At 38.6% G+C, this 13,210-nt stretch carries 9 protein-coding genes; 6 read left to right on the forward strand and 3 right to left on the reverse strand.

The annotated features are described in order from the left end of the window. Entirely contained in the window at positions 1-690 is a 690-nt protein-coding gene (locus NRL14_RS03550) for a hypothetical protein (protein ID WP_306724024.1), read from the forward strand. A gap of 38 nt (positions 691-728) precedes the next feature. Here the strand turns inward: NRL14_RS03550 and NRL14_RS03555 are convergent, their stop codons facing one another. Continuing rightward, the gene (locus tag NRL14_RS03555) at positions 729-2,792 is read right to left on the reverse strand and encodes a DNA phosphorothioation-associated putative methyltransferase (RefSeq protein ID WP_306724025.1); all 2,064 of its coding nucleotides are present in this window, start codon (positions 2,790-2,792) and stop codon (positions 729-731) included. A gap of 773 nt (positions 2,793-3,565) precedes the next feature. On the opposite strand from NRL14_RS03555, the gene NRL14_RS03560 reads away from it, so the two are divergent. From NRL14_RS03560 to NRL14_RS03580, 5 genes are all read left to right on the forward strand, one after another. Continuing rightward, entirely contained in the window at positions 3,566-4,030 is a 465-nt protein-coding gene (locus tag NRL14_RS03560; RefSeq protein ID WP_306724026.1) for a hypothetical protein, read from the forward strand. 2 nt (positions 4,031-4,032) lie between these two features. Then, entirely contained in the window at positions 4,033-4,950 is a 918-nt protein-coding gene (locus NRL14_RS03565; protein WP_306724027.1) for a histone deacetylase, read from the forward strand. 1,218 nt (positions 4,951-6,168) lie between these two features. Beyond that, positions 6,169-7,266 carry a Fic family protein gene (locus tag NRL14_RS03570; RefSeq protein ID WP_306724028.1) on the forward strand — a complete coding sequence of 366 codons (1,098 nt, stop codon included), beginning with the start codon at positions 6,169-6,171 and terminating at the stop codon, positions 7,264-7,266. Positions 7,267-7,587: 321 nt separating this feature from the next. Continuing rightward, positions 7,588-8,073, forward strand: coding sequence for a hypothetical protein (locus NRL14_RS03575; protein WP_008138614.1), 486 nt, complete (start codon positions 7,588-7,590; stop codon positions 8,071-8,073). A 2-nt stretch (positions 8,074-8,075) separates the two neighbouring features. Then, positions 8,076-9,209 (forward strand): DUF1570 domain-containing protein, encoded by a 1,134-nt coding sequence (locus NRL14_RS03580; protein WP_306724029.1) that lies wholly within the window; start codon positions 8,076-8,078, stop codon positions 9,207-9,209. 732 nt (positions 9,210-9,941) lie between these two features. On the opposite strand, the gene NRL14_RS03585 is transcribed toward NRL14_RS03580, so the two are convergent. Together NRL14_RS03585 and dgt are read right to left on the reverse strand one after the other, a co-directional pair. Continuing rightward, a complete protein-coding gene (locus NRL14_RS03585; protein ID WP_306724030.1) occupies positions 9,942-11,450 on the reverse strand; it encodes a cell wall anchor protein in 1,509 nt (502 codons plus the stop codon). Positions 11,451-11,688: 238 nt separating this feature from the next. Next, the gene (gene dgt / locus NRL14_RS03590) at positions 11,689-13,155 is read right to left on the reverse strand and encodes a dGTPase (RefSeq protein WP_007378989.1); all 1,467 of its coding nucleotides are present in this window, start codon (positions 13,153-13,155) and stop codon (positions 11,689-11,691) included. Between the last annotated feature and the right edge of the window lie 55 nt (positions 13,156-13,210).

A 13,210-nucleotide genomic window follows, 5' to 3' on the forward strand; every position in this document is an offset into this window, starting at 1 on the left:
ATGAAAAAAGAAAAATCAAAAAAAGTAAGCTCACCTCAATGGGCTGATTTTACTAAATACCAAACCTTTGAACGCCAATGTAGCAATTACTCTGATTATTTAAATAGTTACGTTAACTGGTTTGCAAAAAAGAGTAACGTTTGTCGTTTTGCGATGAAACAGGGGCTATTTTTAGCCATGTTTGCAGGCTCGTTATTTTGTATAAACAAGTTTGAAGGAAATTACGAAAGTATCGAACTATGGCTTTTAATATCGTTGCCCTGCTTAATTTTAACTATTAGCTTACTTCCTGATTTCGTGACAGATAGAGGCGTTATCAAGTCAAAATCTAATTGGTGCTTTATCATAATTTATTTTGTGCCTGCTTTATTAAAAATATTGCAGTTGAATTGGGAAGCCTGTGTTATACCCCTACTAGGTATTGGCCTAGGAATGACATTTATATTCTACTTAATAAATCGATTAGAAGGGTACACGCGTGCTTGGTCTCGTTACAGAACCGCTCAATATAAGATATCTTTGATAAGTTGTCAGAAGCAAACTGGGCTACTAACTGAAAAGCAGGCACTTCATCGTTTACACCATGTGATAAACAGTGAAGTTGAATCACGCCACAAAGAGATTATTAGCGACCTTCATTTTTTTGGTGACAAGGTGAATGGGCTGCTTGGCAAGCGTGCTGGCTTGTAATCTAAACATAAGCGTTGAGTAGAACTTTTACTCAACGATTACTTATTAGCTTTAAAAAATTTATCTCCCTTTAATTCAACCCCCCAATAGTCAAATACCTTCTGCAATATGGGCCAGTTGGGCCTCTCTGCTTTAGTTACGCCTTTTAGCATATTGGCTAATTTTTTATTAAACCGTTGTTGGCTTTTGTATTCGCTACAGCCTTTTTTTAAATAATCTATTTTGTTATAAAAAGGCTGATAGGGGTAAGCATCGCCGTAGTAAAAGTAGTCTATATCTTGCTCTAGCATTTTTACTTTTATTCGCTCAGTGAGCAGTGGCAGCTTTTTATTAAAGTCATCGTATTTTAAAAATGTAACTTTGCCCGATCGCATGTGTATTTTTACTAAATCTACGTCGTCTATATCGCCATACAATTGCACGGCACAGCCTATGTAAACACGTAGTGTTGCGGGGAGTTGGTTTAAATAGCGAGTGGGTAGGATATATGAGTGGTTGTCGTGCATTTCCCCGAGCTGAATTTGCTCGTAAGCTTGGTAACATGCATTGCCAATATTAGCAGGATCAGCAATTGAAAATAGCAGTTTTTTAGTTTGCTCAAGCGCTTGGTTATAATCGTTAAAGTGAACTTTTAAATCCCGCGTTAGCCTTGCAGGCATATGACTTTTAGCTTGGCGTTTACCAAATAAGCTAAGTGCAAAGTAAACGAGTAAATCGTCTTTGCGTTTTTGCTGTGCTTGCTCAAATTCACTTTGTTCATAGTAATTTTGTAGCAAGTTAAATGCCTTATTATGGCTAGCGAAATATTTACGCAGTGTTGTGCTTTGCTCAAACTCGTCGTTTGCAGGTAAACGACCAAAGTGAAGACAATGTTGCCAAAAGTCATTAAGCAGTGTTTGGTGTTTTTCAAATAAGGTTTTTTGTTGAGCTTTAGGTAACGCCTTTGGTTGCGCTCTTTGTGTTATATGTTGCCAATTATAATTTTGAAATTGTAGCTCTAGGTGGTGTGCTTCTTCTAACTGTGGGCATTTAAAAATAGCAATTATGCCTTGCCCAAACGCCATGGTTTTAACGTTTAAAGTTTGCTCTATGTAAGCTCTAATTTGAGCCTGGCTATAGTATTTTTGAAAGGTATTCCATTTAGTTATTATGCCGTCTTTATAAGGTTTAAAATGTTCTTGCTTAGCTTCGTTGGCGAGCATTACCGACACTAGAAGTAGCTGATTTGTGTGATTGTAAGCGTTTTTTAGTGTTTCGGTACGCTCATGTACGTTTTCGATTACGTTAAGTACAAACCCTAAATTAACTATATCGCTATTTTGTTTACACCCATTGGGGCGGTGCACTGGGTCCCATGCATTTATATTTAATCCATGGGCTTCAAGTTCTGTAGCATCGTCTGCTAGCCCGCAACCATAATCGAGTATTGAATAGTCTCCATTTAAATAACCGTATTTAGCGAGTTTTTGAAAAGGAGCAGAAAGCCTATTGCGATTTATTGCAGTTAAATGGCGTTGTATTTTTTCTGTTTTTTGCTCTATTTTGGGCTGTTTAACCTCTGCGACTTTATGAAGCATTCCTTTCTCGTCTAGCTTGTAACCTTTACGCTTTATTAAGTTTTTCCATTGTTGTTTAAAACCAATGTTTTTAGTGTTTTGGTATAAGCCTATTTGTTCACCTTCGTTTGTTATTTTTTTAAAGGCGTTGTAGTTATTGTAGAAGGGCGAAACAAATGTTTCTTTTCGGTGCAATATAGGTGGGTTATCCGAATTGCTATAGTTTGTTGTTTTTATTGTTAGCTCTGCCGCGTCGATTGTATAACTAGTATGCAGTGCAGGATAAGCATAGTCATCAAAGTCGGGATAGTTTAATAAGGTGAATTTTAAATCGCGTTTATAGAGTTTTAGTAAGTTCCACGGCTCATTAATATTTAATTGGTTTATAGTGCTCTGAATAAAACTTAGTAGCTCTGGCTGAAGTGCTGTTTCAAGCGAGCTTTTATGTAAATAAATAGCGGTAGGTAATGATTTACCATGTTTAAGTTTTTTAACTAAGTCACGGTATTTAGAAAAGCTTAATGATGAGGGTAAATTGGAATCCATTAAATTGACTCGAGCAGCTAAGATAATTAAATATACATAACGTTATAACCAACGACAAACATGAAAGCAGTTGCTAAGACATCCCCCCGTGATCACACCCGAAATTTAATTAATGATGAGTAATTAACAGCATGGATGCTGTTAAAAGCGTAGCTTGGCCATGGATGGCCTATCTACGCTGGTTACGTTCATATCATTAATTTAAATTGAGGAAATAGTGTGACCCTCGGGGCGCCGAGAGATTCCAAAGAGAAGTCGGCGGTTACTTATCTTTGGTTGCCATCGCCAATGCGATATAAGTAAATTATTTTAAAAGCTTCGCTTTTCGCGCGAGCAAGCTTTGCGCCTACAGCAAATTTTAAGGCTGCTGCTTAGTCAATTCTCCCCCTTTCGACTTCACCTGCAAACACATAATTAATGAGTAATTACCTCGCATGGATTCGAGGGAAGTGATGCTTTCATGGCGTTTACGCTCATATTAATTTTGTGTTTAAAGATAAGTGAAATTGAGGGGGCTGTGTGATTCTAAGGGGGGACAGCGCTATGCGCCCCTTGGTTGCCATCGCCAATGCGATATTCTGAAATCAACGTCATCAATATCATCAGGTTCAGAATTAAACGTAATATAGGGTGTTAAGGAATCCTATCGCAATACCCTCGAAATTTATCAATCATAATAACAAAATCTAAGGATCAACTTATGTTTTGAATTGATTTTTGAATCGTAGGAATATAGAGTGAACCTAAATTAGGAAATTCAAAAGGATTTTGATATGTTAAAAGTACACGTCTGGTTACCTCACGGGAGTATGGTTGGTCATGCTTCAATATCATTTGGTACTACTTACATTAGCTTTTGGCCAGCTGATGATGCTGGTAAAAAAGATTTAAAAATAAAGCGACGCCGTCCAGGGCACTTTATGCAAGCTTTGGAGTTTGATATTGAAAGTGAGGGTAACTGCCGTCCAATAACTGTTACTATTTCAGACGCTAACACTAGTGCCCTAGAAGATTACGTTGTTTCTTTGATGGAAAACATACCACAATACCAACTAGCTAAATTCAATTGTTCAAATGTTGTTGCGGATTGCTTAAAAGTAGCCTGTGATAAAGAGCCTAGTTTTAAACCTAATGCCGGTGCATATGGTAAATTAGCAAGAACATTAGGGGGGGGCATATGGACACCCCATGAAGTATTACGTTACGCTAAGGAACTTGCAGAAACGGAAAATGCATAGACATGAAAATTATTTATGAGCCCCGCTTTAATTATCAATTAGGGTTACTAAAATACTTGCACCCGTTTGATGGTGAGAAGTTTGCAAAAGTAATTACAGAGCTTGATAGCTTAAATATTGAAATAATCCATCCAATGGGGCCTGTTTCATCTGTCGTGATCAATGAATACCTCAATGAATTAATGAGAAAGTTGGTTTTAAGTAAAACGCTTGTATTTAGGGCTTTGGAAGTTCCTAAAATTCCTTTTGTTAGCTTTGATTTTCTCGATAATAAAATTTTGTTACCTATGCGCTTAGCTGTTGCGGGAACTTTACTTGGGGCTGAAAAAGCATTGGGCTCTGGCGATATTATGTGGAATTTATCAGGGGGCTTTCACCACGCTAGCAACGTTAATATGGAAGGCTTTTGTATTTATAATGATATTGGAATTAGCTATCAACAATTACGTAAGAATGGTCAGTTAAGTGAAACTGATAAAGTATTGATTATAGATGTTGATGCGCATCACGGTAACGGTAATGCCTATTCTTTCAAAGACAATGAAAATATCCATTTATTAGATGTATATAATGCAGATATTTATCCAACCTCTGATTTTACGCGTAACAGAGTCAATTTTCCTGTTCCATTGAAAAGTGGTGTTGAAGGCCATGAATATTTAGAGAAGTTAAATCAAGCACTCAAGTTAGTAAAAGCTGATTATTCCCTAGCATTTGTTATTGCCGGAACAGATGTGTTGGCTATTGATAAATTAGGTGGTTTTAAACTTACCGTTAAAGATGTTGCTGAACGGGAGAAATTCATACTTTCTCACTTGAAAAGTCTTGAAATACCAACTGTTGTCACTGGTGGCGGAGGGTATTCTAAACAAAGTGCTTTAGCTATAACTGCTGCGATTAAAGCATGCTCAGTACTATAAAATACAAATCCAACTAATATCTTTGATTTTGTTACTATTTTACAAGATACTAAAGCCTTTCATTCATTATTCAGATTTTCTAATATAAGTTTTTGCCACAATTTTTAAAACATAATTATCTGGAGTCGACAATGGTTTTTATGGGGGGCCTATAAGCTCCAACTTAAGCAGGGAGTTACTTGCAGTAAAACTTATCTGTATATCAGATCAATATTTGGTTGCCGTCGCCAATGCGATATAAGTAAATTATTTTAAAAGCTGCGCTTTTCGCGCGAGCAAGCTTTGCGCCTACAGATGTTTGAGTGAGCTTTGTTTAAAAGCCAAAGCGCGATGTAAAATCGCACCTACGGTTTCGTTGAGAGTGGTGTTTACATTATTGTAGGTGAGGTTTTATACCTCGCATTGTGTTTAGGCGTGTACAAGGTTGCAGCGAATAAACCCATCTACAAATTAAAAGCTGCGCTTTTCACGCGAGCAAGCTTCGCGTCTACAGCAAATTTTAAGGCTGCTGCTTAGGTAATTCTCCCCCTTTCGACTTCACCTGCAAACACATAATTAATGAGTAATTACCTCGCATGGATTCGAGGGAAGTGATGCTTTCATGGCGTTTACGTCCATATTGATTTTGTGTTTAAAGATAAGTGAAATTGAGGGGGCCGTGTGATTCTAAAGGGAGACAGCGCTATGCGCCCCTTGGTTGCCAACGCCAACGCGATATTAAGTCAATTATTTTAAAAGCTTCGCTTTTCGCGCGAGCAAGCTTCGCGCCTACAGGTGTTTGAGTGAGCTTTGTTTAAAAGCAAAAGCGCGATGTAAAATCGCACCTACGGTTTCGTTGAGTGTGGTGTTTGTATTGTTGTAGGTGAGGTTTTATACCTCGCATGGTGTTTTAGGCATGTACAAAGTTGTGGCGATAAAGCCTATTTATAAATTAAAAGCTGCGCTTTTCACGCAAGCAAGCTTTGCGTCTACAGGTGTTAGGTGAGCGTTAAGGTTATATAAACCAAAAGCGCGATGTAAAATCGCACCTACGGTTTTGTTTAATGTGGTGTTTAAATTATTATAGGTGAGGTTTACACCTCGTTTTAAATTGCTTGTTTATTTCTTCTCTGTGTAGCGCTTAAAAGTAATGAGGCAATTAACTCAATTATTCGCCTCATTGTATGAGGTGAATAATTGACGTAGACTGAAGCTAATTAATTTTAGGACATAAAGACTATGTGGATATGGCAACAGCAAAACTGGCCAAACTTTACGTGGGATGATGCGGCGCTTGCTCCTTTGCTAAGGGAGCTTTCATATAATCAAGGTTTATTAGTAGGGCGTATGGGCGTGCAAACTGCTCATCAAAAGCAGCAGGCCCTTGATACCTTACTTGCAAATATTATTCACTCCAGTGCGATTGAGGGCGAAAAGCTTAATGCATTTTCGGTTCGCTCTTCACTTGCAAAAAAGCTCAATATTGATGAGCAGCCTTACCCAACAACTGTGCAAAGCGATAATCTTGCAGAGATTATGCTTGATGCGATAAATAACACAGACTCAGCGCTTAATTTAGAGCGAGTGCTTAATTGGCATCGCTTATTGTTTGCAGGTGAGCAAAGCTTGTTTACTAAAATTGAAGGCGGGCAATTGCGTGGTGACGAGCCTATGCAAGTAGTGTCGGGGCGCTTAGATAAACCGATATTACATTTTACAGCGCCTCCTAAAGAGCGAGTAAATAAAGAGCTTTCGCTATTTTTTAACTGGTTTAACAAAGCGCAAAATGAACCTCAAATAGACCCTTTTATTCGGGCAGCTATCGCACACTTATGGTTTGTAACAATACATCCACTTGAGGATGGTAATGGGCGTATTACACGGCTTATAACCGACCTGGCATTAGCGCAAGAACATGCTGAGTCAATTCGGTTTTACGCTATGTCGGTGGCTATTTTAGAAGACAGAAAAAGCTACTACGAAGTGCTTGAAGCAACTCAGCGTGGAGAGCTTTGTATTACAAAGTGGATTAAGTGGTTTTTACGTACGCTCAATAATGCGATACACCATACGCTTAATAATATTGAGCAAACAATTTTTAAAACCAATTACTGGGCAAGTAAAGATCAAACAAAGTTAGGTGAGCAGCAAGTAAAAGTGCTTAATAAGTTACTCGATGGCCAATTTGAACAGGGTATTAGTGCGAGTCAGTATCAAAAAGTGGCTAAGGTTAGCCGTGCAACCGCAACACGCCATTTATCGGACTTGCAAACGCTTGGATTCATTAAAAAAACCGCCGCAGGTGGGCGTAGTACACGTTACAAGGTTGTCCAATGAGGCAATTAAACACCTATTTACCTCGCCATGTGAGGCGAATAGGGGTTTTAATTGTTGTAGGTGCAGTTTTATACCTCGCATGGTGTTTTTGTTAAAGCCAAGACCAAAGCGCGATGTAAAATCGCACCTACGGTTTCGTTGAGAGTGTTGTTTAAATTATTGTAGGTGAGGTTTTATACCTCGTGGGCGCTTTATTAAAGCCAAGGCTAATGTGAACTCCCACCCATAGCTTTAATTTTTGCTTTTTTGATTAGTAATGTTGATGTGTTTTTTCACATTTATAGGTACACTCTTTTAAAGTTTTAATTCAGGGAATGAATAATGATTAAATGGATCTTACTAATTTTAACCACAGTATTTACTACAAAACTATATGCTGATGAGGCCTACTTCCAAACTCGTTGCGATAGCATTAAAAAAGAACGCGAAACTATTCGGTCTAGGTTTAGACATGGATACAGTATTAAAGAAGGCGAGTATTTAACCTCACGCGATAAATTCTTATTTACCCAGCTTGCTAATCACTGCAGTAAGCCTAAAAAGAGAGGTAGCGCTTATCAGGCTACTTCTTCTACCTCAACTCGTACGCCTAATAGCAATTGGCTACTCAATCAAAAAGTATCAAACATGTCTTTGCACAGCGATAGCTATAAAGATGCTGCTAAGCTTGATGCTTGGTCAACATTTTATAAACTACCTAAACGTTGCCGTAAAAAAGGGATAGGGTCGGCCGACTTTGTGTGGTGCAGCGAATATAGGGGGAAGCAAAAAGATCTTTTTGAAGCACAGTGGAAAGAGCACCCATAAATATGTTTAAAACTAAATTACGCGTGGTGTTTGTATTTTTTGTGCTGCTAATTGCGTCGGCACTTATTGCTAATCATTTTACTGGACGGGTATTTAATTATAGTGACCCAATTGGTGAGGTTAAACGCATATATAACTATCTAGCATCGCAAATAGTTACTGAGCCTTTAAGTACAAAACGGCCCGAAAAAGTAAGCACAACGACATTGCAACATACGTTAGTATCTGCCGATAATCACTTATCACAAGTTAACAATACGCGTTGCGTAGATGTATCGTTAGGTGAGGTTAAATATAAACGTAATGGCGATATATTTACGTGGACCGACAGTGAGGGCGTTCCTCATTTTAGTGATAAAAAGCCTGACTTTGCAGTAGCAACTTACAATCCTGATTTTGTTGAATCGCTAGATTATTTTGATCTTACTTTAAATACACCTAATTTACCGTCGTCATTTAATCAAGAGTTGCGCATTAAGCTCAATACGGTATTTAAGGCGTATGGCCAAGTAATTGGTGTGCATGCGCTTAAAAAGGTGAAACTAAACCTAACGGTTTTGGCTACTCGCAGTGCTTACGAGTCGGCAATAAAGCATCGCGGTGGTGACCCTAAAAACACTGCGGGTATGTATTTTCACGGGAGTAATTCTGCTTTTATTCATTATGATAATGGACAAAGTGCAATGCGTACGTCGGTTCATGAAGCGGTGCACGCCATAAATAAGGCTGTATTGGGTTACACACCAAGATGGCTAAATGAAGGGTTTGCGGAGTACTTTGAGCTGACTAAAAATAATATGCAAACAGGTATTGTTGAACCAAATAGATCGTGGACAAAGAATAACAATATTACTAAAAGTGTATTTACAATTAATTGGTTAATCGGCTTAGAGGATACGTGGAAAAAAGGCGATAACAGCAAACTTTATGCAAGTAGTTGGGCTGCTATTTATTTTTTAATGGATACACAAGCAGGTAGAGCTTTACTAAAAAGTATAATGCTTACTGAGCAACAATCACCGTGTAGTAAGTTGTCTGCAAAAAAGTTAAAAAAAATGCTGTATACGCAATTACCAAATCTTAAGCGTGAGTATTCTCAGTGGTTAAAAATGCCTTTCAGGGCTCATAATTTTTAACCTGTCTGTATATTGATGAGGTTAATGAGCGGATTACGGTTATTTATGCGTTATTCATAGTAATTTGAAATTAAAACCAAAGCGCGATGTAAAATCGCACCTACGCTTTGTTGAGTGTGGTGTTTGTATTGTTGTAGGTGAGGTTTTATACCTCGCATGGTGTTTTATTTAAATCAAGAACAAAAGCGCGATGTAAAATCGCACCTACGCTTTGTTGAGCGCGGTGTTTGCATTGTTGTAGGTGAGATTTTATACCTCGCATGGTGTTTTATTGAAACCAAGAACAAAGCGCGATGTAAAATCGCACCTACGCTTTGTTGAGCGCGGTGTTTGCATTGTTGTAGGTGAGGTTTTATACCTCGCATGGTGTTTTAGGCGTGTACAAAGTTGTAGCGAATAAACCCATCTACAAATTAAAAGCTGCGCTTTTCACGCAAGCAAGCTTTGCGTCTACAGGTGTTAGGTGAGCGTTAAGGTTATATAAGCCAAAGCGCGATGTAAAATCGCACCTACGCTTTGTTGAGCGCGGTGTTTTTATTGTTGTAGGTGAGGTTTTATACCTCGCATTGTGTTTAGGCATGTACAAGGTTGTGGCGATAAAGCCCATTTATAAATTAAAAGCTGCGCTTTTCACGCAAGCAAGTTTTGCGTCTACAGGTGTTAGGTGAGCGTTAAGGTTATATAAGCAAAAGCGCGATGTAAAATCGCACTTACGTTTTTATCGCAGGCAGATCATTCTTTGGTTTGCATTTTTTTAGCGCGTTCTTCTGCGTCAATGAGTGCTTGTGATTTAGGTGCGCGTTTTTTTTCTTCTATAGTTGGCTTTTCTGCCGAATTTGGATCCCAGCTTTCATCAAGCGATAAGTTTGCAAATGGATTGCTGCTTGCTTTGTTTACTGTTTCTTTTTTTTCAGCTGCACTCTTTGTTGTTTCATGCTCTGCGTTTATAGGCCTTGGTGCTGCTTTTGGCATTACTTTTTCGCCTGGTAGCGGAGCATTTGGATCGAAGGTGCGTATTTCTGGTTCTTTAAAATTGTGCGCGGAACTAAAGTTGGTAAACTCTGGGGTCGCTACTTTTTTAGGTGTATGTAAATCGTCAGTAGTTTCGCTAGGTTTTAACGGTTCTGGGCTTGCGATAACCGGTTTTATCTCATTATTTATGAGTGTATTACTGTGCACGGTTGCAGAAGATTGTGTTGTTTGTTTAGGTTGTTTTTTTATCGGCTGAGCATGGGGGTCAAGTTCTTGTACTTGTGGCTCAGTGAAGCGATTGGCTTTGTTAACTTGCGCTTCAGTGGTTTTAGCGGCTGCTGCAAATTCGGTGTAGTTTGGTTCTGATTTTGGTTTTATTTCAGTAAACGTTGCTTCGTTTGTTTGCGCTAATGTTGTAGGCAAGACTTCGTCAATATTGTTGTGGTCGGTGTTTATTTTTTGTGTTTTATTGGCTTTTAATTGTGGCTGGTTGCTCTTTATTGTTTTATTTTCATCTATTATTTCAGGCGCATTGATTGGCGTTTGCTTGGTTGGCGCATCTTTCGTAGTTACGTTTAATGGTGGGGCTATTTTTTGTGATTTAAGTACCTGTGTTTCAGTTACCACAGGCGCAATAATTTCGGCTTTACTTTGTTTAGTGCGACGTAAACGTATTAATACCATCACAGCAATAAGTATTACTATTACAAATAATAAGCTAGGTAAAAGCAGCGAACTTTGATCTATTGGTACAGGTACAATAACCGGTGCTGGTTTTGCTACGGGAGCAGTTATATTTGCTGGTGTTTTAACCTTTACAGGTACACTGCTTTTTAGTGGCTGTGTACTTTGTTGATCAATAACTGATTTGGCTTGAGGCTCTGCATTTATTATTACTTCATTATTAATATTTGGCTGTTCAATCGTGTTTTGTTGTTGCTCATTTTCAATACTAACGGGCAGTGGCGTTTGTAGTGTTGCTGGATTTTGTGGCGTGTTAAGTGTTGGCTCCACAACTTGAGATTGCACTGGTGTTATAACCGGAGCTGTTTCTATTGGCGGCTTTGGGTATGTTTGGGCTTGTTTGGGTTTGTTACAGTTATTGTTGTAGTCGCGTATTGCGTTTCTGTATTTTCGACTTGTTTTATCACCACTATTTTGCTGTATTTCTTGTTTTATAAGTATGCACATGGCTTCGTTATATGCTGCGCTGTTAACGCTATAAAATAGGGCAAAACAAAAGGTAAGACGTGTTAGTAAAGTGATCATAAAGGTAAATAGCGCTTAAACATTAATAGTTCGATTTTAAGCGCAAAACTAAAATTTATCTAGGGCCTGCTTATCTTTCGAGGTTGTATGTCTGGTATTTAGGCAAGGCAGAGTCTATGCAGTGTGGTTGCTCCCCATAAATAGGCAATAACACAGCATAAATACCAAACATGCGCTGCCCCTAAATTGAACAAATTTTAATCCTAAAAGGCGACAGAGCCTAAAACTTACCGCGTTATTAGTCTATTACCATTAAGCTACGATACTCGTCGTAGGCAAATTGGTCGGTCATGCCGCTTATGTAATCTTGAATCAATCTACAACGGTAATAAAACTCGTATGCGGCAAAGTGATCAGGCTCTTCTTGCATGGCGTTAATGGCATGTGAGTAGCTGTTTAAGTGCTTTTTAGATAGCTTTTTAACTAATCTTGACTCGATTAACAATCGTGAATCGCCATTGAGCGCACGTTTAAAATCGTCGCTATTTAATAATAGTAATGGTTTATAGCAATCAAGTAGGCCGTTAATGATTCTATAGCCTTGCAGTTCGAGCTTTTCGACTTCTTTGTTTGAAAACACATATTTAAGCGCGACATTTTTTAATGCTTTGGTAACAGCATGCAAGTGGCTCCTGTCCTCTAAAAGGGCATGATTAAAGTCGCCATGATAAATCGGCTCTATGTTTTCGATAAAGCGTTTTGCCGCATGACTCACCAGCGGGTGCAGGAGTGAAACGCGCAAGTATATAAAAAATTCACTGTTAAAGTTATATGGTTGTGCTTTGGCGCGTTCGAGTGCGTAGTCTACGGCTTTATCTACAAAATCTAGGTGTTCAGAATCGTCAATGGTGAGATTTATAAGTGCTTTTTTATAGTGACTTTTAAGCTGAATGCATAATAGCTCAGTGCTTATAATATCTTTTTCTACAGCGTCTTCAATGTCGGCAAGACAATATGAAATATCATCAGCAGCTTCCATTATATAACTGGCAGGATGACGGCAATAAGGCTCTATGGTTAATTCCTTTTGTAGTGTTTCTACGAAGCTTTTTTCGCTGTAGTAATACCCAACTTTTTTCATTAAGTAGTTTTTATTTTGTGGTATGTCTTTTGTATCAAGGCCTGCTGGGCGGGTGTACTTTAAAATCCCCGCACTTTGACTGTAGGTTAGATTGAGTGTTTGCAAAGAGTGAATAATACGTATGCCTTGCGCATTACCTTCAAAGTTACAAATATCCAGTGCAAGGTGTTTAAAAACAACGCCAATGCCTGTATTTGGCTCTTTACAACGTTCGGGTGTAACGCTTAGCAAATTATTATTAAACCAATGATTTATAGCTGCTTCGCCAAAATGTCCAAATGGCGGATTGCCTATGTCGTGCATGAGGCAGGCCATTTCTACTAGGCTTTCTAGTGGGCGTTCTAGTCCTGTTAGGCCGTAGTCTTTTTGTTGTTGGTAGCTTAAATTAGCAAAAATACGCTGCACTATAAAACGACCAACTTGTTGTACTTCAAGCGAATGAGTAAGGCGCGAACGAACGGCTGCATTACGCTCAAGTGGGAATACTTGTGTTTTTTGTTGCAAACGACGAATAGCGGCACTGTTTATTATACGACCTCGGTCGCTTTCAAGCGCCATTTGCAAGTTAGATGTTGTGCGATACATGCGCGCAGGGGTTATTTTTTTACTAAAATCAATAGTCATCGTTGTCCTTTTTATTGTTGATGACTGGCAAAGTGAGTGCGCGGTGTCATTCTTT

It is taken from the genome of Pseudoalteromonas sp. 20-92 (assembly GCF_030847595.1).
GTDB classification, from domain to species: domain Bacteria; phylum Pseudomonadota; class Gammaproteobacteria; order Enterobacterales; family Alteromonadaceae; genus Pseudoalteromonas; species Pseudoalteromonas fuliginea.

Bases quoted from the DNA above. Each gene is read 5' to 3' on its own strand.
- NRL14_RS03565 (WP_306724027.1), top strand. From the start codon at position 4,033: ATGAAAATTATTTATGAGCCCCGCTTTAATTATCAATTAGGGTTACTA.
- NRL14_RS03575 (WP_008138614.1), top strand. From the start codon at position 7,588: ATGATTAAATGGATCTTACTAATTTTAACCACAGTATTTACTACAAAA.
- NRL14_RS03560 (WP_306724026.1), top strand. From the start codon at position 3,566: ATGTTAAAAGTACACGTCTGGTTACCTCACGGGAGTATGGTTGGTCAT.
- dgt (WP_007378989.1), bottom strand. From the start codon at position 13,155: ATGACTATTGATTTTAGTAAAAAAATAACCCCTGCGCGCATGTATCGC.
- NRL14_RS03580 (WP_306724029.1), top strand. From the start codon at position 8,076: ATGTTTAAAACTAAATTACGCGTGGTGTTTGTATTTTTTGTGCTGCTA.
- NRL14_RS03555 (WP_306724025.1), bottom strand. From the start codon at position 2,792: ATGGATTCCAATTTACCCTCATCATTAAGCTTTTCTAAATACCGTGAC.
- NRL14_RS03570 (WP_306724028.1), top strand. From the start codon at position 6,169: ATGTGGATATGGCAACAGCAAAACTGGCCAAACTTTACGTGGGATGAT.
- NRL14_RS03585 (WP_306724030.1), bottom strand. From the start codon at position 11,450: ATGATCACTTTACTAACACGTCTTACCTTTTGTTTTGCCCTATTTTAT.
- NRL14_RS03550 (WP_306724024.1), top strand. From the start codon at position 1: ATGAAAAAAGAAAAATCAAAAAAAGTAAGCTCACCTCAATGGGCTGAT.